18 protein-coding genes are annotated in these 20,358 nt (G+C 46.2%); 8 read left to right on the forward strand and 10 right to left on the reverse strand.

What is annotated here, in order from left to right:
* Positions 1-56: 56 nt before the first annotated feature.
* Together RH46_RS10390 and udp are read left to right on the forward strand one after the other, a co-directional pair.
* Positions 57-2,357 carry a zinc/cadmium/mercury/lead-transporting ATPase gene (locus tag RH46_RS10390; protein WP_006879394.1) on the forward strand — a complete coding sequence of 767 codons (2,301 nt, stop codon included), beginning with the start codon at positions 57-59 and terminating at the stop codon, positions 2,355-2,357.
* A gap of 255 nt (positions 2,358-2,612) precedes the next feature.
* The gene (udp, locus tag RH46_RS10395; RefSeq protein WP_004748435.1) at positions 2,613-3,371 is read left to right on the forward strand and encodes a uridine phosphorylase; all 759 of its coding nucleotides are present in this window, start codon (positions 2,613-2,615) and stop codon (positions 3,369-3,371) included.
* A 70-nt stretch (positions 3,372-3,441) separates the two neighbouring features.
* Here the strand turns inward: udp and RH46_RS10400 are convergent, their stop codons facing one another.
* The 3 genes from RH46_RS10400 to metG all read right to left on the reverse strand — a co-directional run bounded on the left by RH46_RS10400 (position 3,442) and on the right by metG (position 7,349).
* A complete protein-coding gene (locus RH46_RS10400; RefSeq protein WP_006879396.1) occupies positions 3,442-4,188 on the reverse strand; it encodes a substrate-binding periplasmic protein in 747 nt (248 codons plus the stop codon).
* A gap of 88 nt (positions 4,189-4,276) precedes the next feature.
* A complete protein-coding gene (locus RH46_RS10405) occupies positions 4,277-5,089 on the reverse strand; it encodes a hypothetical protein (RefSeq protein WP_006879397.1) in 813 nt (270 codons plus the stop codon).
* Positions 5,090-5,288: 199 nt separating this feature from the next.
* The gene (gene metG, locus RH46_RS10410) at positions 5,289-7,349 is read right to left on the reverse strand and encodes a methionine--tRNA ligase (RefSeq protein ID WP_006879398.1); all 2,061 of its coding nucleotides are present in this window, start codon (positions 7,347-7,349) and stop codon (positions 5,289-5,291) included.
* Between the two features lie 156 nt (positions 7,350-7,505).
* Between metG and apbC the strand changes: the two genes are divergently transcribed.
* From apbC to RH46_RS10425, 3 genes are all read left to right on the forward strand, one after another.
* Positions 7,506-8,579: an iron-sulfur cluster carrier protein ApbC gene (gene apbC, locus RH46_RS10415; protein WP_006879399.1), complete on the forward strand. Its 1,074-nt coding sequence runs from the start codon at positions 7,506-7,508 to the stop codon at positions 8,577-8,579.
* A 247-nt stretch (positions 8,580-8,826) separates the two neighbouring features.
* Positions 8,827-9,468, forward strand: coding sequence for a uridine kinase (gene udk, locus RH46_RS10420; RefSeq protein WP_006879400.1), 642 nt, complete (start codon positions 8,827-8,829; stop codon positions 9,466-9,468).
* A gap of 152 nt (positions 9,469-9,620) precedes the next feature.
* Positions 9,621-11,762 (forward strand): AsmA family protein, encoded by a 2,142-nt coding sequence (locus tag RH46_RS10425; protein ID WP_006879401.1) that lies wholly within the window; start codon positions 9,621-9,623, stop codon positions 11,760-11,762.
* Positions 11,763-11,821: 59 nt separating this feature from the next.
* Here the strand turns inward: RH46_RS10425 and cobO are convergent, their stop codons facing one another.
* The gene (cobO, locus tag RH46_RS10430) at positions 11,822-12,427 is read right to left on the reverse strand and encodes a cob(I)yrinic acid a,c-diamide adenosyltransferase (protein WP_006879402.1); all 606 of its coding nucleotides are present in this window, start codon (positions 12,425-12,427) and stop codon (positions 11,822-11,824) included.
* 110 nt (positions 12,428-12,537) lie between these two features.
* On the opposite strand from cobO, the gene RH46_RS10435 reads away from it, so the two are divergent.
* A complete protein-coding gene (locus RH46_RS10435) occupies positions 12,538-12,990 on the forward strand; it encodes a low molecular weight protein-tyrosine-phosphatase (RefSeq protein WP_006879403.1) in 453 nt (150 codons plus the stop codon).
* A gap of 36 nt (positions 12,991-13,026) precedes the next feature.
* On the opposite strand, the gene RH46_RS10440 is transcribed toward RH46_RS10435, so the two are convergent.
* The 3 genes from RH46_RS10440 to sodB form a co-directional block, all read right to left on the reverse strand.
* Positions 13,027-13,689, reverse strand: a complete 663-nt coding sequence (locus tag RH46_RS10440) for an SDR family oxidoreductase (protein ID WP_006879404.1) — start codon at positions 13,687-13,689, stop codon at positions 13,027-13,029.
* 206 nt (positions 13,690-13,895) lie between these two features.
* Positions 13,896-14,399 carry a VC2046/SO_2500 family protein gene (locus tag RH46_RS10445; protein WP_006879405.1) on the reverse strand — a complete coding sequence of 168 codons (504 nt, stop codon included), beginning with the start codon at positions 14,397-14,399 and terminating at the stop codon, positions 13,896-13,898.
* A gap of 133 nt (positions 14,400-14,532) precedes the next feature.
* Positions 14,533-15,117, reverse strand: coding sequence for a superoxide dismutase [Fe] (sodB, locus tag RH46_RS10450; protein ID WP_006712386.1), 585 nt, complete (start codon positions 15,115-15,117; stop codon positions 14,533-14,535).
* Between the two features lie 303 nt (positions 15,118-15,420).
* Here sodB and RH46_RS10455 point away from each other — a divergent pair, with 303 nt between their 5' ends.
* Together RH46_RS10455 and RH46_RS10460 are read left to right on the forward strand one after the other, a co-directional pair.
* The gene (locus RH46_RS10455) at positions 15,421-15,756 is read left to right on the forward strand and encodes a Grx4 family monothiol glutaredoxin (RefSeq protein ID WP_006879406.1); all 336 of its coding nucleotides are present in this window, start codon (positions 15,421-15,423) and stop codon (positions 15,754-15,756) included.
* Positions 15,757-15,841: 85 nt separating this feature from the next.
* Complete coding sequence (locus tag RH46_RS10460) at positions 15,842-17,797, forward strand: DNA topoisomerase III (RefSeq protein WP_006879407.1); 1,956 nt, start codon at positions 15,842-15,844, stop codon at positions 17,795-17,797.
* Here the strand turns inward: RH46_RS10460 and RH46_RS10465 are convergent.
* From RH46_RS10465 to RH46_RS10475, 3 genes are read right to left on the reverse strand one after another with little or no spacing between them, the layout of a single operon-like run.
* The gene (locus RH46_RS10465; RefSeq protein WP_040895602.1) at positions 17,794-18,768 is read right to left on the reverse strand and encodes a DUF3080 domain-containing protein; all 975 of its coding nucleotides are present in this window, start codon (positions 18,766-18,768) and stop codon (positions 17,794-17,796) included. The genes RH46_RS10460 and RH46_RS10465 overlap by 4 nt on opposite strands.
* A 1-nt stretch (position 18,769) precedes the next feature.
* Positions 18,770-19,582 (reverse strand): helix-turn-helix transcriptional regulator, encoded by an 813-nt coding sequence (locus RH46_RS10470; protein ID WP_006879409.1) that lies wholly within the window; start codon positions 19,580-19,582, stop codon positions 18,770-18,772.
* Between the two features lie 16 nt (positions 19,583-19,598).
* On the reverse strand, positions 19,599-20,147 hold the full coding sequence (locus RH46_RS10475) for a YbhB/YbcL family Raf kinase inhibitor-like protein (RefSeq protein ID WP_006879410.1): 549 nt from the start codon (positions 20,145-20,147) through the stop codon (positions 19,599-19,601).
* Between the last annotated feature and the right edge of the window lie 211 nt (positions 20,148-20,358).

Consider the following 20,358-nt stretch of genomic DNA (forward strand, 5'->3'; position numbering starts at 1 on the left):
CTTGGAGCTAACTCTAAGGTTTACACTTTGAGTGTACAGTGAATGGAGATAAACATATGTGCACTAAACATAAAGCATGCCAATCAGAGAAAATGGCAGTAAACCCTTCTCAATCAGGCTCTTGTGCGAGCCCTAAAATTTCTTCGATTAAAATGGCGGATGTCGCCACTGCGGAAGCAGGCTGTTGCAGCTCAGATAGTTGTAGTAGTGGGGCGGATCCGGCTGATGATGAGGGTGAGCCCAGTCTTAGCTCTCGTTTTACTCAAAGTTGGAAAATCGAAGGGATGGATTGTCCATCCTGCGCACGAAAAGTAGAAACGGCGGTTAACCGAGTTAGTGGTGTCGCAGAGGCTAAGGTTTTATTCGCAACTGAAAAACTGATCATAAAAGCGGATAACCAGGATGTCTTTCAGTTGGTGGAGCAGGCGGTTATTGATACCGGATTTACTTTTACCAGCCCGTCTAGCCGTGAAGAGAAAAAATCAGCGCAAGGCTGGAAATCAGTCATCATCCAAAATGGACAAATTATTGCTATCGCCTCAGCAATGGCTGTAGCGGCTGCGATTAAACCGGCACTTCCACTGGTCAGTGAGTGGATGTTTATCTTCACCTGTTTAGCAGGTCTCTATCCTATTGGTAAGAAGGCGATCTCTTTAGCTCGCTCTGGTACACCTTTCGCCATTGAAACCCTAATGAGTGTTGCTGCACTGGGTGCACTATATCTGGGCGAAACTGTCGAAGCCGCGATGGTATTATTGCTGTTCTTGATCGGTGAACGACTTGAAGCCTTTGCTGCCTCGAGAGCACGTAGTGGTGTGCAGGCGCTAATGGAACTGGTTCCTGAAAATGCCACTAAAATCGTTGATGGACAACGAGTTGAAGTTTCTGCCAGCGAGCTTCAGCCGGGTGATGTAATTGAAGTTTCTCCTGGTGCTCGCCTACCTGCTGACGGAAAACTAATCGCACAGGTTGCCAGCTTTGATGAGAGTGCCTTAACGGGTGAATCTGTCCCTGTCGAACGCTACAAAGATGAATCGGTAATGGCAGGGGCCGTTGTCGTAGACAAGGTGGTCTGGCTAACGATCACTTCTAAACAGGGTGAAAACGCCATCGATCGTATTCTCCATTTGATCGAAGAGGCGGAATCACGCAAGGCGCCACTCGAACGCTTTTTAGATAAATTCAGCCGTTGGTATACGCCACTAATGATGCTGGTTTCTTTACTGGTCATCATCACGCCTCCGCTGTTGTTTGCCCAGCCTTGGGAAACATGGGTATATCGTGGTCTGGCGCTACTTCTTATCGCTTGTCCTTGTGCTCTGGTTATCTCAACGCCAGCTGCAATCACTTCAGGTTTAGCGGCGGCGGCCAAGCGTGGCGCCCTGATTAAGGGTGGTGCGGCATTAGAGCAGCTTGGCAAAGTGGAAACCATCGCTTTCGATAAGACAGGTACTCTGACTAAAGGTAAACCTGAAGTCACTGACGTCATCGCTTTTGGTGATTGGAGCGAAACGACACTAGTAGAAAAGATCGCAGCTATTGAAGTTGGTTCAAGTCATCCACTGGCAGTGTCACTGGTCAATAAAGCTAAAACAATGGGGCTGACGATTGAGGAAGCTATGGATAAGCAGGCTCTGGTCGGTAGTGGTGTCCGCGGCGTGGTTGCTGGCGTGGAATATCAGGTAACAGCACCAAGTAAAGTAACGCTTGATTTAACCGACAAGTGGAGTGCTGAGATTGAACGCTTAGAAGGGCAGGGTAAGACCGTTGTTGTTGCAATCGAGTCACAACAAAGTGTGATTGGTCTGATTGCATGGCAGGACACATTACGAGACGATTCTGCACAAGCGGTAAAAGCGCTGCAAAAGTTAGGTATTCACTCAATCATGTTAACGGGCGATAACCCGCGCAGTGCATTAGCGATTAGCTCAATGATTGGTATCGACTATAAAGCGAGCCTGCTTCCTCAGGACAAGGTTAACTATGTCGAACAACTGTCTGGCAAAGGTAACGTTGCTATGGTTGGCGATGGCATCAACGATGCACCAGCGATGAAAGCATCGAGTATCGGCATCGCAATGGGGGGAGGAACGGATGTTGCTCTGGAAACCGCGGATGCGGCTTTGACCCATAACCGTCTGACTGAGTTAGCAGGTATGATTGAACTCTCTCGTGCCACGCTGAATAATATCCGCCAGAACATCGCACTGGCACTAGGCTTAAAAGGTATCTTCCTTGTCACTAGCCTATTGGGGATTACTGGCTTGTGGGTTGCGGTATTGGCCGACAGTGGTGCAACAGCGATTGTGACACTGAATGCTCTGCGACTGCTGAAGTTTAAGTCTCAGCAAGATTAATAGCGGTGAGAACAAATAGCCCTTACATTTATGATGTAAGGGCTATTTTTTATGCAACTAGCAAATCTGTATTGCGATAAAGTGTGATCTAAACCGTTTTTATGTGCAATGTTAATTTTTGTTGCGATCATTGTTGTGATCATGCTCACTATAAAGCTCTTGGTAGTTGGTTAGAGTATGTCCTGTACCCGATGAATTTATAGAGCGAGCGGTTGAACCAATCTCACCGAACTTCGCCACAATAAGGAGTCCCCTATGTCTCAAGCTGTATTCCACCTTGGTGTTACTGAATCTGATCTAGCTGGCGCAACATTAGCGATCATTCCTGGTGACCCAGCGCGTGTTCAAAAAATCGCAGAAGAAATGGAAAACCCTGTTTTCCTAGCTAGCCACCGTGAATACACACTGTACCGTGCAGAGCTTGACGGCAAGCCTGTTGTTGTATGTTCAACTGGTATTGGCGGTCCTTCTACTTCAATCGCGGTTGAAGAACTAGCGCAACTTGGTGTTCGCACTTTCCTACGTGTAGGTACTACTGGTGCAATCCAACCTCATGTAAACGTTGGTGACATGATCGTATCAACTGGTTCTGTTCGTCTAGACGGTGCGAGCCTTCACTTTGCTCCTATGGAGTTCCCAGCAGTAGCGGATTTTGAAGTGGCTACAGCGATGAAAGCAGCAGTAGAAGAGTCTGGTGCAACGGTTCACATGGGTGTAACTGCATCAAGTGATACCTTCTACCCAGGCCAGGAGCGTTACGACACATTCTCTGGTCGTGTTGTTAAGCGTTTCCAGGGCTCTATGCAAGAGTGGCAAGACATGGGCGTTCTGAACTTCGAGATGGAATCTGCAACGCTACTGACTATGTGTGCAAGCTCAGGTCTTAAAGCTGGCTGTGTTGCGGGTGTAATCATCAACCGTACTCAAAAAGAGATCCCAGATCACTCAACACTAAAAGAGACAGAAGCTCGTTCTATCAAAGTTGTGGTAGAAGCTGCTCGTAAAATGCTTTAATAGTTAACTATATTCTATTTAAATAAGGCCTTGTGTTGAGTCGCAGGGCCTTTTTATTTTTAGTCACGAATCAGTCGATACGATTGTTATCAATCATGATCTCCTGATACCTGCCACTATCGATTAACTCCTCTAACCCTTTCGCAAAGACATCGATTAACATCTTGCTACGTTCGTTGTTTTGCTTGGGAAAGAGAATATGCATGTCATCTTCGAACAGTGGCTTTGGGTCGATTCGAATCAATTTAGCTTCATCTCGACTCAGTGTATTGTCAATTAAATACTGTCCCCGAATCCTGCCAGTCGGATAGGCATCAATCCGTTTCTTGATTAGCTTACTGAAGCTGGTCTCTTCATCAATTGAAATGGTCTGCTCGATACCATATTGATCAAGAAAGAAGACGGTTTGGTAATCTTGAGTACCGCCAATGACATACTGATTGAGGTCTTTGATTTGTTGCCAGGAAAACTCACTGTCCTGATGATAAAAAAATACCACGGTTTGGGTAAAAATCGCGTCGGAATAGAGAAACAGTTCATCGCGTTGAGAGTTTTGTATCCATGGGAATGAGCCGTCGTATTTTCCTTCACTAGCAAGCTTGTACGCGCGAGACCACGGGAAGTAGTCGAGTTTAACTTGATAGCCCTGGCTGACGAAAGCTTCAACAACAATTTGCTGAGTGACGGTTTGTTCAGGGCGGTTAGAAGCGCTGGTGTAGGGTGGCCATTCTCCAATAGCGAACCTAACCAGCTTCTCTTCTGCATGTGCACTGATAGAAAGAAGTAGTGCGCTAGCCAGTACTTGCAATCTACCCATGATGGCTCCAACTCGACGACATTCAGCTTAAGTCTAGTCGTAACCCATGCTGTTTTGCCAACCGCCTTCCAGTAGCCGAATGACTTTTCTAGCTAAAAGCGACTTTAGGCAGAGGCAGATAGAGGCTCTCTGTCATATCCGACAGCATCTGGTCATAGACCTGTGAAATGACCAACGAAACATCCGTCGTTAACTGATACAGCTCATCACTGGTCATCTCAAACTCATGGTTGGCATTCAGCTCAGTTAAGGTGTGCATGGCTTTTGAACTGAGCGGTGAAGCGACAGACAACGGGCTGATTAAAGAGAGCTGACTCAACTTACGTCGCGTCTTATCACAGTAGTACTTCACGCGCATCATGCCTTCAGGATCGTCAATGTCCTGAATTGAAATTCTTAGTTGAGTAAGCGTTTCCATACTGTCGAGCACTTGTTGCCAGTTCATATGGTACTCGTCGCTAATGTCCTCGCGACCAGATTCAATCAGCCAGGCGATAGCGATTTCATCCATTAAGAACATACAGTGGCGAATGGTTTTGCCATGAATGATTTGGTTACGAGCCACGGTTCTGTGCTGCCACTCCTGATGAAGAGCTTTGAGCTTTAATTGCAGAATTCGATACATAGGTTTGTTTTCGAACTGAGCTGTTGAGATTAGGCTGTTTGATTGCTCCATCAAATCGTCATAGTTATCGGCAAGTGTATGCTGCAAATGCTGGTAATCCTGGTTAGTCAATGCATGGTGAGTGATGGCTCGGTGTTGACGGCTCAGTAGAAGTATCTTGCGTAACAGTACGAGAATTTCAAACTTGCGCTCAAGACTTGAATTACGTTTCTTCGAATAATGAAACAGGGTTGCGAGAATAATAAAAGATATAACCAGTGAAAAAAGCACAAACATAACCTACTCCTTGTTAATGTTTACCTATAAAGTGGTAGAGCAGATATGGTGCCAATATTTTTTGTTATTAATATCAGTGATTTATGATTTCTTGGTGGTTGGTGTTTACCCAAAATGGTGCACAACAGCACAGAAAGTGTGAATGAAGGCACAAAAAAAGCCCTGCTCGATGAGCAGGGCTTTGTACATGCGCTAAGGCTTACATTACACGCATACCAGGCTGTGCGCCTTCGTGCGGCTCTAGGATCCATAGATCGCTGCCACCAGGGCCAGCAGCCAGGATCATGCCTTCAGACATGCCAAATTTCATCTTACGAGGCTTAAGGTTCGCGACCATTACTGTTAGCTTGCCTTCTAGCTCCTCAGGTTTGTACGCTGATTTAATACCAGAGAACACCTGACGAGTTTCACCACCGATATCCAGTTGGAACTTAAGCAGTTTGTTTGCTTTCGGCACTTCTTCACAAGAGATGATACGTGCGATACGCATATCCACTGCAGCGAAAGCGTCAAATTCAATCTCTTCTGCGATTGGATCCTTATCTAGCTCAGTTTGGCTCGCTTTGTTCTTTTCAGCTTCTGCTTTCTCTTTTGCAGCAACTTCAGCCGCTGCATCTTCTTTAGAAGCTTCAATCATAGCTTCAACTTTCTTAGGATCGATGCGGTTAAACAGTGCTTTGAACTTAGTGATCTCGTGATCAGTCAGTGGTGCAGCAATACCTTCCCAAGTGAGTTCTTCGTTAAGGAAAGCTTCAGTGCGTGCAGCAAGCTCTGGCATTACCGGTTTCAGGTAAGTCATCAGAACACGGAATAGGTTGATACCAACAGAACAGATGTCTTGTAGCTCTTGGTCTTTACCTTCTTCTTTCGCAACAACCCACGGTGCTTTCTCATCAACGTATTGGTTTGCTTTGTCAGCAAGTGCAGTGATCTCACGAATTGCACGGCCAAATTCACGAGTTTCGTACAGCTCTGCGATACGGCCTGCAGCTGCAACGAATTCGTTGTACAGCTCAGGTTCTGCGAAGTTAGCAGATAGCTTGCCTTCAAAACGTTTAGTGATGAAGCCTGCGTTACGAGAAGCAAGGTTAACAATCTTGTTAACTACGTCAGCGTTAACGCGCTGAGTGAAGTCTTCAAGGTTAAGATCCAGGTCATCGATACGGCTGTTTAGTTTCGCCGCGTAGTAGTAACGCAGACACTCTGGGTCTAGGTGATCCAGGTATGTTGCCGCCTTGATGAATGTGCCTTTCGACTTAGACATCTTCGCGCCGTTTACCGTAACGTAACCGTGAACGAATACGTTGTTTGGCTTACGGAAACCAGAGCCTTCTAGCATTGCAGGCCAGAATAGTGAGTGGAAGTACACAATGTCTTTACCGATGAAGTGGTAAAGCTCAGTTGTGCTGTCTTTCTTCCAGTACTCATCGAAGTCTAGGCCTTCAGTTTTGTTACATAGGTTCTTAAATGAAGCCATGTAGCCAACAGGTGCGTCTAGCCATACGTAGAAGAACTTGTCTTTCTCACCTGGGATCTCAAAGCCGAAGTAAGGCGCGTCACGCGAGATATCCCACTGTTGAAGACCAGATTCGAACCACTCTTGCATCTTATTCGCTGTTTCAGCTTGTAGAGAACCAGAGCGAGTCCACTCTTGTAGCATGCTTTCAAACTGAGGCAGATCGAAGAAGAAGTGCTCAGAGTCTTTCATTACAGGCGTTGCACCAGATACTGCTGATTTAGGGTCAATCAGTTCAGTAGGGCTGTATGTCTCACCACAGCTATCACAGTTGTCACCGTATTGATCTTCAGACTTACACTTAGGACAAGTACCTTTAACGAAACGGTCCGGAAGGAACATCTCTTTCTCAGGATCAAATAGCTGAGAAATAGTACGGCTAGAAATGAAGCCGTTTTTCTTAAGCTCTAGGTAGATGTGTGAAGCCAGCTCACGGTTCTCTTCAGAGTGTGTGCTGTGGTAGTTGTCAAAGCTAATATCGAAGCCAGCGAAATCCTTTTGGTGCTCTTCACTTACTGCAGCGATCATCTCTTCTGGTGTAATTCCCATCTGCTGAGCTTTTAGCATGATTGGCGTGCCGTGAGCATCGTCAGCACAGATGAAGTTTACAGTGTTGCCACGTAGGCGTTGGTAGCGAACCCAGATGTCAGCTTGAATGTGTTCAAGCATGTGACCTAGGTGAATCGAACCGTTAGCGTACGGAAGGGCACAAGTTACCAGTAATTTGCGTGGATCGTTTGCCATACTTAATATTCGCTTCTTAGGTGTATAGAAAAATAGAGAGTAATACTACCTTATCCCACCAGCGACTCCAAGGTGCCTGTAACAGGAATACCCTAGTTTTTTCATGGTTCAGTCTGGGCTGATGGAGTGTTACGATTAGATGCATAAGGAGGACCTATGCGTCAATTTACTTCAAAGCAAGATTTTTGCGATTGGTTGAACCAATTTGAGCATTCAAGCTTAGCCCCTCAGTGGGCCGAAACTGCCAATATTGTTACTGTCGAAGCAGCCAGCTTTAAGATCGCAATCCCGTTTGCAGCCAAAGGACTAGTTGAAGATCTTAACAACTGGATCTCTGCAGCTCAGGCAAAGGGCGAAGTCGCTTCATTTAGTTACCAGATTCAAGTTGCACCGAAAGCTTTGGAAACCCATGTAGCCGCTCAGGTTAAAGGGGTAAAAAATGTCATTGCCGTGACCTCAGCTAAGGGTGGGGTTGGTAAGTCGACAACATCTGTTAACCTTGCTTTAGCGCTGGCACAGTCCGGGGCAAAAGTGGGTTTACTTGATGCTGACATCTATGGTCCTTCTGTTCCTTTGATGCTGGGGCAAACGGATGCTCAACCAGAAGTGAGAGATGGTAAATGGATGCAGCCTATTGCGGCACACGGCATCTACACTCACTCGATTGGTTATCTGGTGTCAAAAGATGAAGCTGCGATTTGGCGTGGTCCGATGGCCGCGAAAGCGCTGGCTCAGTTACTGAATGAAACTGAGTGGCCTGAACTGGACTATCTGGTTATCGATATGCCACCGGGCACAGGAGATATTCAATTGACTCTTGCTCAGCAAGTGCCAGTAACGGGAGCGGTGATCGTCACTACGCCTCAGGATCTGGCGTTAGCCGATGCACGTAAGGGCGCTGCTATGTTCAACAAAGTTGAAGTGCCGGTTGTCGGTCTGGTTGAGAACATGAGCTACCACATTTGTAGCAATTGTGGTGAGAAAGAACATATCTTCGGTGCTGGTGGCGCGGAAAAGATGTCCGGTGAGTATGGTCTCGATCTTCTTGCTCAGATTCCACTGCATATTGAGATGCGTGAAGATATTGATCGTGGAGTGCCGACGGTGGCTGCTCGTCCGGATTCAGAACATGCGCAGCTCTATTTAGCTCTGGCTGAAGCGGTAAGCTCACGTTTGTACTGGCACGGCAAAGCAAAACCCGATTCAATACTATTTACTATGGTCGAATAATTTGCCATTTGGTCAAAAAAAGAGCGTCTGACAGACGCTCTTTTTTATTCTTATTCTTTGTAATCGATTGCGTTGAAATCTTTTATTCCATTTACGTAATTCAGCTCAATCGCGACTAGCAACTACCCCTTTAACTCCCTATAATCAGGCGGTTTATCTAAATTTATACTAATACTCAGAGCTCAGTTCGAGTAGCACTGCTAGTATTAGCATATGACACCAATCTAAATCATCGGGTGCAAGAATAATGTCTGATAATAATCAATGCGTCATCGTCGGTATTGCTGGCGCGTCTGCTTCTGGAAAAAGCTTAATCGCTAGCACTATCTACAACGAATTACGTGAGAAAGTGGGCGATCATCAAATTGGTGTGATTACGGAAGATTGCTATTACAACGACCAAGGCCATCTGAGCATGGATGAGCGTGTAAAAACCAACTATGACCACCCAAGTGCATTAGACCATGATCTTCTGTGCGAACATCTAGAGCAGTTAGTTAAGGGACAAGCGGTAGAGGTACCTGAGTACAGCTACACTGAGCACACCCGTACAGAGAACACCACAACAATGACACCTAAGAAGGTCATTATTCTAGAAGGTATCCTGCTTCTGACAGACCCTCGTCTACGTGATCTGATGCACGCGACAGTATTTATGGATACTCCGCTAGACATCTGTCTGCTTCGTCGTGTTAAGCGTGATGTAGAAGAGCGTGGCCGTACAATGGATTCTGTGCTTAAACAGTACCAAGAGACAGTGCGTCCAATGTTTATGCAATTTATCGAGCCATCGAAGCAATATGCAGACATTATTGTTCCTCGCGGCGGCAAAAACCGTATCGCGATCGATGTGTTAAAAGCTCACATTGCAAAACTTTTGAAAGCTTAATACCGAATAAGCACTCAAGACTTTATTTTTTATGAGATAAGTGGCACTTTTAGTGCCACTTTCTTTTTATGGTCGTCATAAATTCACAGGCGATCATTTATACTTGGAGCTTGCCTCATTTTTTAGGCGCTCACCAAGCAAGGATACTGCTGATGAAGAAACTATTACTAATAATAGCCATCCCTGTAATTGCTATTCTTGGTGCGATAATCGCACTGGTTACGCTTGTTAACCCCAACCAATTTAAGCCTCTGATCGTCGAACAGGCTAAAACTCAAACGGGTTTAGACCTTGTTATTGATGGTGATATTAGCTGGCAGTTTTTCCCATCTGTTGGCTTTGAGTTAGGTCAGACTGAACTTCGTAATCCAAAAGGCTTTGAACAACTGAATATGTTTAAAGTTGATACCGTCGGTATCGATGTTTCAGTGATGCCACTATTTAGCCAACAGCTCGAAATTGGCAACATCACGTTAGATGGAGCAGCTTTCGCGTTGGAAACGTTGAAAGACGGTACGCGTAATATCGATGCACTGACTCAGGCACAAACTGCTCAAGCAGAAACGCCTACTGCAACAGACGCCCCAGCGGCTCAGACAACAGAGAGCTCTGAAGCGCCAACTGCTGCGTCTGCATGGACCATCAATCTCGCTGGTGTAACCATCTCTAACGCTTCTGTCGACGTACAGGACAAACAAGCAGGTTCGTTTACCAAGCTCTACGACGTATCGCTTAACCTATCCGAGTTTGCGGTAGAGAAGTGGACCAAAGTGGCGTTCTCTGCCAAAGGTGAAAACAACCAGCAGAAATTCAGTGCTCAAGGTGATGCTGAGTTCAAACTGGCAAAAGGCTTTAAAGAGTACGCATTGCGTAACATCAATCTGGACGCATCAATGAGCGATCCTGCAACCAATATTGAAAGTGCCAAAATTGGTTTAGAGACGTTCGAGTTTGATAAAGCAAACGCATTGACTTACTCAGTAGCTGGCAATGCAGCTGGTCTCGACATTGATATGAAAGGTTCTGCGTCACTGACGGTAGATAAAGCAATCAGCAAGGTTCTAATGAACCAACTGGTGCTTGATGCGAAGTTCGAAGGCGACTCGCTACCGCAATCACCAATGAAAGTGGACATGGCTTCTGATCTGTCATTTGATCTAGCGAAAAGTCATTTGAGCTTTGTATTAGAGAAGTTGACGGCTAATGCACTGCAGTTTGATGGTAAAGCCGATGTCACTCTAGCGGATATTCCTAAAGTACGTTTTGCGTTACACAGCCCAGACATCGATCTCGATGAGTTCTTGGGTCTACAGCAATCCGCTTCTGAAGAGAAACCATCCGCGTCAGCTCCAGAGTCAGAGCAAAAACCAGCGAAAACGTCACCGAAGAAACCAGCACAAGAGGTGGAACCTGACTTAACAGCGCTGAAAACTCTTGATGTTAAAGGTAATATCACTATCGACAAGTTCAAAGCCAGCAATGCAAAGATGCAGAATGTTAAGGCGAGCTTCTCGGTTAATCGTGGTGTTGCTGAGCTGACATCGTTTAGTTCTAACCTGTATCAAGGTTCGATCAACGCGACGGCTCGTCTCGATGCACGTAAATCGCCAGCGAGCTACACTGCTAAGCAACAAATCAAGGGTGTTAAGGTTCAGCCGTTACTTAAAGACGTGGCAAGCAACGACATGCTTGAGGGTACAGGTAACATCAATGTTGATGTTAAAGGCAGTAGCTTAACGCCAACAGGTATTAAGAAGAACCTGGTTGGTACTGTAGCGATTAACTTTGAAGATGGTGCGGTGAACGGCATCAACGTCGCGCAGCTAATCCGTGAAAACTACGCCAAGATTAAGGGCGAAAAAGTTGAAGCTACGGATGAAGTGCAAAAGACTGACTTCAGCGCAATGAAAGCGACCCTGAAACTTAACAAGGGTAATGTGTCGACCAAAGACCTGACCATGCAGTCACCGCTGCTACGTATTCGTGGTAACGGCAGCGCTAACTACATCAATGAGACTGTGGATTTCACCGTCAGTACATCGATTGTTGGCTCACTGGAAGGTCAGGGCGGTAAAGATATCGATGAACTGAAAGATGTTACCATTCCTATCAACATCTCTGGCAGCTGGGCAGAGCCTAAGTTTAAGCTAGTGTTTGATGATGTGCTTAAGCAGAAAGCTGAGAAAGAGATCGACCGTGGTCTGAAAAAGCTTGATGAAAAGCTGGGTGACAAAATTAAAGATGAAAAAACCAAAGAAGCAGTCAACAGCCTAATCAAAGGTCTGTTTAACTAATTCGGTTTGATATAGAAAAGGCGCTCATCGGAGCGCCTTTTTTTGTCTGAATGGTATGACTACCAGTCAACCCCTTTGAGGGCCTTTACGCCAGATTCAAAGGCGTGTTTGACATTCTTCACTTCAGATACAGTATCTGCTAACTCAATTAATGTACGATGGGCAGCACGGCCCGTAATGACGACAGATTGCATTTTAGGACGGTTATTTAGCGCTTCAACTACTTCATCTAACTCGATATAGCCATAGCTCACCATGTAAGTCAGCTCATCAAATAGAACCACGTCTATCGATTCATCCTGAAGCATACGTTTACACTCTTGCCAGACGATCTGTGCGGCTTCGGTATCGGCTGCTTTGTTCTGAGTTTCCCAAGTAAAGCCTGTTGCCATAACCTGAAACTCGACACCAAGTTTTTCTAGCAGGTTACGTTCGCCATTTTCCCACGTGCCTTTAATGAATTGAGCAACAGCACAATTCAGGCCATGACCAACTGCACGGGCGATAGTCCCAAAGCCTGACGTCGATTTGCCTTTACCGTTACCAGTGATCACCAGTAGCAAACCTTTCTCTTCCTGAGCTGCCGCGACTTTCGCATCAACTTGTTGTTTCACTTTTTGCTGTCTTGCTTTGTGACGCTGCTCTTTGTTGCTCTCGGAGACCATGGTTAATCCTTTTTTATTTAGTCACTTTGTGGCTATGATAACCGATTAGAATAAATGCAAAAACCTACCAGTATTATGGGAAAGGGATACTAGCGAGGGAGGCTAGGCGGATGGCAAAAAGTATACTCGTTGTGTGTATGGGCAATATCTGTCGTTCACCAACAGGAGAGGCGATACTAAGAGCGAAAGCAGCGCAGCTTGGAATTGACGTTAACCTTGATTCAGCAGGGACGATTGGCTACCACCAGGGAAACCCACCGGACTCTCGTGCCAAAGCGGCAGGAGAGAAGCGCGGTTATTCCTTTAAGGGCATCCGCTCACGTAAAATCGTCAGCAGTGACTTTGAGCAGTTTGACCTTATTCTGGCCGCAGACAGAGACAATTTAGCGGATCTTGTTGCTCAGTGCCCAGATCATTTGAGAGATAAAGTTCAGCTGTTTCTCAGTTATAGCGATTCTGACTATGACGAAATCCCTGATCCCTACTATGGCGGAGATAGTGGTTTTGAATTGGTGCTGGATCTCATTGAGGAAGCGTCGGAAAAAATCCTTCGAACATTGTAAGTGTTTTGCTCACCACCTATGGCTGTGGTGAGCTGGTCAGGCTGCCATCACTCTGCCACTGAAATAATCGTTGGAGACGATGTACTCAGTGTTGCGTATCAGCTCATCCTGAACTTCAGCCCAATGCGCATCATCGTGCTCTAACGCTGGAACAACGCCACCGACGCGAATATTAAACGGTGTTAGCTCGCGAGCCCAGCTTTGGGTGAAACCCGCAACCATAGAGGTCGCGTTGTCAAAGCCCGATAAATCCTGATATTCCGGATGTGAAATCACATTAACGATCACGCCATTTTTCTTCTCTTGTCTCATTCTCTCCGCAGTGGCCTGACCGAAGCTAAACATGGTCGCTGCCATTAAAGAGAGTCTCTGAGTAAACAGTGCGCTGGCTTGTTGATCAAAAATATGTGGCATCGCTTCTGCCGTAAGTGCATTGATTAGCACATCTGGTGAACGCTTAACCGTACTATCCATAAAACCAAACAGATCCTGAATCGAACTTAGTGAGTGATCGTGGATCGTGAATTGAAATACGTTATCTGAAACTTCACTACACAGCTGATAAGTCTGTTTAAGTTGTGGATTATTTACATCACACAAAACCACTGTCGCTCCTAACGAAGTGAAGTGATAAGCAAGTGTGCTTCCGATCTGAGAACCGGCTGATGTGATTAAAACGACAGCTTTTTTTATATCCATTGGCTTACCCCCCATAAGCAATGCATGCGAAAAAGGTGTCCACATATCATGGTAGATTAACTGTTACTTAGTTGTGAATAACGTCAAATAACCTTATTGCTGAGTAAGGTAATTTACGATTCTTTGGCGCTATTCACATAATGGCGTGATGTTGCGGTTTTAGTTCCATATTTGAGACAGGGAAATAGAGTGCTTTGCGGCTGTGGTTATGCCTGAGCCTGAATCTGGAAGGTTCGTTGCGCTTTGATAAGCTGATTGTAAAGATCGATTGGCATCAGAGGCTTAGATTCTTTTTCGCTTAACATCCTACGCTGGTGACCAGAAAGGTTGTGGTACACCTCTTCAGGTAAGTTGTGAGTATCTTCTGGCAAATAAGTCAATGCATCGGGTTTCAGGTAATGACTCAGCTTTGCGCTGGGTAAACCAGAGCGATGGAATAGTGACGCTTGCTGTGCAGATAACTGATAGGAGCTTTGGTCAGAACGTAATTGCTGTGGACCTTGTAGTTCAAAGCGTTTGCGCAGGGCTTGCTCGCTGGTATCGATCTCATCGACTTTTTCGGTCGGGGTGTTATCGCGAACATCATCGGAGAACATCGACAGAATCAAAGAGAAGTCGGCACGACGCCCTTCATGGACAGCATGGTTAATCCCATTGCCGAACTGAAGTTCGTTGATAATCGCCGCTTTGTCTAAAGTATGAATCTGCATAATGCCTCTCGTTTGATGCTTTTATAGCGACTCAGGTACGGAAAACTTTAGAAAAATCATGGCGAGAAAAACAAAAAAGCCAGCTAAGTGCTGGCTTTTTATGCGACTAAATTTTAAATCCCAGGGGAAGGAATTATTTCGCTAGGTTTTCTGCAACGAAGTCCCAGTTAACTAGAGCCCAGAAACCATTCATGTAGTCTGGACGAACGTTACGGTAATCGATGTAGTAAGCGTGTTCCCATAGGTCAACAGTTAGAAGTGGAGTAGTACCTTCTTCTGTTAGAGGAGTCGCAGCGTTAGACGTGTTAACGATCTCTAGAGAACCGTCAGCTTTCTTAACAAGCCAAGTCCAAGAAGAACCGAAGTTGTTAATAGCAGAGTCTGTGAATTTCGCTTTGAACTCTTCGAAAGAACCGAATGCAGCGTTGATTGCATCAGCAACAGCACCTGTTGGTTCGCCACCTGCGTTAGGCGCTAGACAGTGCCAGTAGAAAGTGTGGTTCCAGATTTGTGCTGCGTTGTTGAATACGCCACCAGTAGAAGTCTTAACGATTTCTTCTAGAGTTTTACCTTCGAACTCAGTACCAGGAATCAGGCCGTTTAGCTTCACAACGTAAGTGTTGTGGTGCTTGCCGTGGTGGAAATCTAGAGTTTCAGCTGAGATGTGTGGTTCTAGTGCGTCTTTCGCGTAAGGAAGAGCTGGTAGTTCAAATGCCATTGCTCAATTCTCCATTTATGAGAAAGGGTTGCCCCTCTCGATTGCTTCCAGTGTTATTTATTATTCGTGGTCGGTGAATCACCAACCAAGATCAATTTGCTGACTTGCGCTCTAGTTTAGCAAGTTTTTACTTTATTAAAAGCACAGGCTGCTATTTTCTATATGAAATTTATTTATGAGTTAAGTGCAGTTAATCTCAAAAACAGCTTAGCGCCAATACCCATAAAGATTATAGGCTTTTTATTCTGCGCTAATGGTTTAGAATGTCCAGAATATTTGCAGTAACTCCATTAAGAGGAAGCAATGGAAACTATCGATAAAATTAAACAGCAAATCGCAGAAAACTCTATCCTTCTATACATGAAGGGTTCACCTAAACTACCTAGCTGCGGTTTCTCTTCACAAGCTGCGCAAGCACTAATGGCTTGTGGTGAAAAGTTTGCATATGTAGATATTCTTCAAAACCCTGACATTCGTGCAGAGCTACCAGCTTACGCGCAATGGCCAACTTTCCCTCAACTATGGGTTGAAGGTGAGCTAATCGGTGGTTGTGACATTATCATCGAAATGTTCCAGAAAGGTGAACTTCAGCCTCTAGTTAAAGAAGCGGCTGAGCGTTCTGCATCAGACGAAGAATAATACTGTTTAAATTTACAGTTTTTCTTGATTTATAAGGGCCACATTCGATAATGTGGCCCTTATTGTTTCTAATTCCCTATCCACTATGTCTCGTCTATTTATCGCTGAAAAACCTAGTCTTGGTCGCGCCATTGCTGCCGCATTGCCCGGACCGAAAAAAAACGAGCAGGGCTTTATTCGCTGTGGTGGCGGTGATGTTGTTACCTGGTGTATCGGTCACTTGCTTGAACAAGTAGAACCGGACGCTTATGACGAGCGATACAAGAAGTGGAATCTGGCGGACCTGCCGATTGTCCCTGACCAGTGGCAGCTCAGACCGCGAAAGTCGGCCAGTAAACAGCTGACGGTGGTACGCAAGCTGCTTAAAGAGTCGAGTGAGATTATTCACGCGGGAGATCCGGATAGAGAAGGGCAACTTCTGGTTGATGAAGTGCTTGATTACTGCAAGGTGAGTAAAGCGAAGAAGGAAGCAACGCAACGTCTTCTGATCAGTGACCTTAACCTGCCAGCGGTCAAACGTGCTCTCAATCAAATGCGCAGTAACCGCGACTTTATTCCTCTTTCCGTATCCGCATTGGCGCGCTCTCGTGCAGACTGGTTATACGGGATGAATATGTCCCGTGCGTATACGCTATTGGGGCAGAAAGCCGGATATCAGGGCGTGTTGTCCGTCGGTCGGGTACAGACGCCTGTGTTAGGTCTGGTCGTGCGCCGAGATGAAGAGATTGAAAACTTTATACCGCGTGATTACTTCACTCTTCACGCATTGATTCCTTATCAGGACGGTAACAACCAGTTCGATATCCGGGCACGCTGGAAACCGAGTGAAGCGTGTAAACCGTGGCAAGATGAAGAAGGCAGAGTCCTCAATCGCAAACTGGTTGAGAACGTAGCCCAGCGAATCGCCAATCAGCCTGCTAAAGTCGTCGAATCGGAGCAGAAACAAACTAAGCAGTCTGCGCCTTTACCCTATTCTCTTTCAGCCCTGCAGATTGATGCCGCTAAACGCTTCGGTATGAGTGCTCAGCAGGTACTGGATACCTGTCAGTCACTCTATGAAAAGCACAAACTGATTACCTATCCACGTTCGGACTGTCGTTACCTGCCAATGGAACACTATGCTCAGGCGAGTAGCGTGTGTGATGCGATTAGCAACAACGCCAAGGAGTTAGGTCAGGCGGTGAGTGGCGCTAATCTGAGCCTGAAATCAAAAGCCTGGAACGACAAGAAAGTTGATGCTCACCATGCGATCATTCCGACGCCTAAAAAGGCATCGCACAATGCTCTTTCTGGCAATGAATTGAAGATCTATCAACAGATCGCCAGACAGTATCTGATGCAGTTTTACCCAGCGGCTGTCTATGCCGAAGCGAAGCTGGTGTTTGATATTGCCGGGGGAACCTTTATTGCCAAAGGTCGTCAGTTGGTGTCTGCGGGCTGGAAAGAGTTGATGGGCAAAGTCGATGATGAAGATTCAGGGGTCGATGCGGTACCGCCATTGCCGGAAGGTAGCGTACTAACTTGCCGTGAGGGCGAGATTAAAGATCGTAAAACCGAACCACCAAAACATTTCACCGAAGCGACCTTACTACAGGCAATGACGGGTATCGCCCGTTTTGTTGCAGATAAAGAGCTGAAGAAGATCCTTAAAGAGACCGATGGTCTTGGCACCGAGGCAACCCGGGCTGGGATCCTCGATACTCTGTTTAAACGCCAGCTACTCCAGCGTCAGGGTAAATCTATTCTAAGCACTGCAGCAGGGCGCGGATTGATCCACGCTTTACCGAGTGAATCTACCTTCCCTGATATGACGGCAAACTGGGAGCACCAGCTTCAAGGTATGGCAGAGCGAAATCAGGCTTATCAACCCTTTATGCATGCGCTTCAGCAGCGAATTGATAGTCTGATGAATCAGGTACGAAGTGGAGAAGTGCCGGAGTCTCTGCGTCATTTGCCAAAGGTGGAGCGCCCGGCCTTCAAACGCAAAAAAGGCGGCTACCGGAAAAAGGCAGCAACTAAACCTGCGGCAAAACGCGCTTAACCAATTTTACGTCCACAGCGTTTAAACAGAGCTTGCCAGTAGTCTACATGTCGACGTATCGCCAGGCGAAAAGCCTGATGATTGCTCTCTAACGGATAAACATAATTGTGGGTGTCTGGCTGCGGAGCAAGTAGTGTCAGATTGGGTGACAGGGTTTGGTAATAGCTATCTAACTCTGCCATATAGGGCTGCACTTTACCGACATACATCTGCTCGAAGACATTATTCAGGTATTTGTACTTGGTGGTATCGCGATTGCTCCCACAGATGATGGTGTGGTCGTTGTCGTTCAGTTGCTGCGTGACCCTGTTAAGTTTACGCGTTGCCATGACCAACGAGTAGTTCAAGTCACCTATGATTGGCTTTTTCTCTAACACTTCCTGCACTTCGGCAGTGGGTATGCCATATTGACTAAACGCTGCATTTACCGTTGCTAAGGCTTGATTTACTTCAGTGACCGTCTGACCCAGATCAGCCTGTAACCAGTGAGAACCTTGCAGTTGCTCTTGCATCGCATCACTGGCAAAAATCAGGTTCCACTGATGGAGTTTGAGTTGTGGTTGTTTTATCTGCTCAATTTCTAACAGCTTGCGCCTTAGCTCTGTATCGATTCCGTCAGTGATTAAGCAACGTGACAAGCCATCCAACAAAGCGTTCTGATAATCGTAGTTACGGAACTCATCGGCGACTTTTCCCAGAACCGAGTTTCGTTCTGCAATCAGGTTGAACAGTCCACACTGTCTTAGTTGGTAGCTATCGAGTAAACCGATAGAAGTCAGCGGTATATCGACGTATAGCTCTCTTTTGCGCGGTAGGTTGTCGAACTGGTCAGAAGCCTGGGTAACTTCGCTGGCTTGTTGCACTCTGGCGACACGAGTTAGATAGTCATCGAAGAAGCCGCTTGGGCTGTCTGCCTGGCAAGCGGTCAGGATCGGTAACAACATGAATAACACCAAACGCCTTGTGCTCATATCAATGCTCCGTGAGTTCCGTATTCGGGCTTGGAGCATCGCGAACTGTGCGCATGTAATCCGTTGGTGTTAAGCCGAACTTGGTCCGGAAGCGTTGACTAAAGCGCTGCTCTGACTGATAGCCGCACATCGAGGCTAACTGAAGCACGCTCCAGTGTTTTGCCTGCATCAGGCTAAGGGCATGGTTAAGCCTGACCTCAGCAAGGATCTCTCGATATTGCGTCCCTTCTTTTTTGAGTCGGCGAATAAATGTCGCGCGGCTAACGGCAAAATGGCTAGCTGATTCCTCAAGCGAGTGAGTCTCGCTGGGCGAGCGAGAAAGGTAACGAGTAAGCTGCTGGCTAAAGGAACTGCTTTGACTGGCAAAAAGCTGATGAAGTGCGCCACGTTCGGCCAACTGCTGATACAAAGGCGCTAGCCATAGCTTTTGAGTCTCTTCACTCATTTGTGACAAGTCGAGAGAAAACAGCACATTTAATGTTTGCTCGATGGCTTTGTCGTTTGTCAGCCAAGCTTGATCCGGTTGGAGGTTATTGTCCTGACTGAGCTGAATCAGGCTTTCAGAAGGTGGTTGGTGAAAGCTATACACCCGCGAAAGAAACGCCCCTTGGTTTGGTAAATTCTCAAAACTAAATTGGGATGAGGCTTCGCATAGCAGCAACTTTGACGAGGTGAGTTCTAGCGTACTATCGCCTTGAAACAACCTCTTACTGCCCGACAGTATCTGAATAAGGCTAGGAGAGTGAATCGTCACATTACGCAGCTTTTGTAGCTGCTGCGCTCGATATATCGTAACTTGATAGAGGTGAGTCATCACATCTCCTGTTTGTTTAGCGTGTGTATGTTGCAGTCAGTGTCGCCTTATCAAGTGCGATACTATTAAGAGTAAACCCTACGACTGCTGCTGGTGTATCTTTGTTTAGGCCCAATTCCGCTTTTGGTAGTGCCCAAACGGTAAACTGGTAGCGATGCATACCGTCAGCGACGGGTGGACATGCGCCACCGAATCCAACCGACCCATAATCTATACGAACTTCTTGCCCACCAAGCTCACTGATATTTGCGCCGCGTGGTAACTGGGTTGTTTTAGCCGGAATATCCAATGCAATCCAGTGCCAAAAACCGCTGCCTGTCGGTGCGTCTGGATCGTAAGCAGTAATCGCAAAGCTCTTGGTACCCTGAGGAATATCCTGCCAACTCAGTTGAGGGGATAAGTTACCACCATCACATCCCCAGCCAGAGTACTCGAAGGTTTTTGCCATGGGGTGGCCCTCCTGAATATCTTGACTGGTCAGTTGCAACGCATTCGAAGCCCCTGAATAAGCAATTGCTGTGACTGAAAGTAGCGCTAAACCCCATTGACGTTTGCTCGATTTCATATCAATTCTCCTAAGCTAGGTCTGTTTCGTTGTCTTATTCGTTGGACCCAGATTACGTAATTAATGGTATGAAGAATTAACAATAAGTATCACATATTAGTTTATTGGGATTATAAATGAGACTTAATGTTTTTGCAGAGATTAAAACTTCAAGTTATGGAGAACGGCAACTTACCCGCTGGATAGCGAAGAAAATGGTCGCAAAAATACG

Source organism: Vibrio brasiliensis LMG 20546, from assembly GCF_000189255.1.
In the GTDB taxonomy this organism is placed as follows: domain Bacteria; phylum Pseudomonadota; class Gammaproteobacteria; order Enterobacterales; family Vibrionaceae; genus Vibrio; species Vibrio brasiliensis.

Bases quoted from the DNA above. Each gene is read 5' to 3' on its own strand.
- RH46_RS10425 (WP_006879401.1), top strand. From the start codon at position 9,621: ATGAAGAAACTATTACTAATAATAGCCATCCCTGTAATTGCTATTCTT.
- sodB (WP_006712386.1), bottom strand. From the start codon at position 15,117: ATGGCATTTGAACTACCAGCTCTTCCTTACGCGAAAGACGCACTAGAA.
- RH46_RS10440 (WP_006879404.1), bottom strand. From the start codon at position 13,689: ATGGATATAAAAAAAGCTGTCGTTTTAATCACATCAGCCGGTTCTCAG.
- RH46_RS10470 (WP_006879409.1), bottom strand. From the start codon at position 19,582: ATGACTCACCTCTATCAAGTTACGATATATCGAGCGCAGCAGCTACAA.
- apbC (WP_006879399.1), top strand. From the start codon at position 7,506: ATGCGTCAATTTACTTCAAAGCAAGATTTTTGCGATTGGTTGAACCAA.
- RH46_RS10405 (WP_006879397.1), bottom strand. From the start codon at position 5,089: ATGTTTGTGCTTTTTTCACTGGTTATATCTTTTATTATTCTCGCAACC.
- RH46_RS10460 (WP_006879407.1), top strand. From the start codon at position 15,842: ATGTCTCGTCTATTTATCGCTGAAAAACCTAGTCTTGGTCGCGCCATT.
- RH46_RS10475 (WP_006879410.1), bottom strand. From the start codon at position 20,147: ATGAAATCGAGCAAACGTCAATGGGGTTTAGCGCTACTTTCAGTCACA.
- cobO (WP_006879402.1), bottom strand. From the start codon at position 12,427: ATGGTCTCCGAGAGCAACAAAGAGCAGCGTCACAAAGCAAGACAGCAA.
- udp (WP_004748435.1), top strand. From the start codon at position 2,613: ATGTCTCAAGCTGTATTCCACCTTGGTGTTACTGAATCTGATCTAGCT.
- udk (WP_006879400.1), top strand. From the start codon at position 8,827: ATGTCTGATAATAATCAATGCGTCATCGTCGGTATTGCTGGCGCGTCT.
- RH46_RS10465 (WP_040895602.1), bottom strand. From the start codon at position 18,768: ATGAGCACAAGGCGTTTGGTGTTATTCATGTTGTTACCGATCCTGACC.
- RH46_RS10445 (WP_006879405.1), bottom strand. From the start codon at position 14,399: ATGCAGATTCATACTTTAGACAAAGCGGCGATTATCAACGAACTTCAG.
- RH46_RS10400 (WP_006879396.1), bottom strand. From the start codon at position 4,188: ATGGGTAGATTGCAAGTACTGGCTAGCGCACTACTTCTTTCTATCAGT.
- RH46_RS10455 (WP_006879406.1), top strand. From the start codon at position 15,421: ATGGAAACTATCGATAAAATTAAACAGCAAATCGCAGAAAACTCTATC.
- metG (WP_006879398.1), bottom strand. From the start codon at position 7,349: ATGGCAAACGATCCACGCAAATTACTGGTAACTTGTGCCCTTCCGTAC.
- RH46_RS10390 (WP_006879394.1), top strand. From the start codon at position 57: ATGTGCACTAAACATAAAGCATGCCAATCAGAGAAAATGGCAGTAAAC.
- RH46_RS10435 (WP_006879403.1), top strand. From the start codon at position 12,538: ATGGCAAAAAGTATACTCGTTGTGTGTATGGGCAATATCTGTCGTTCA.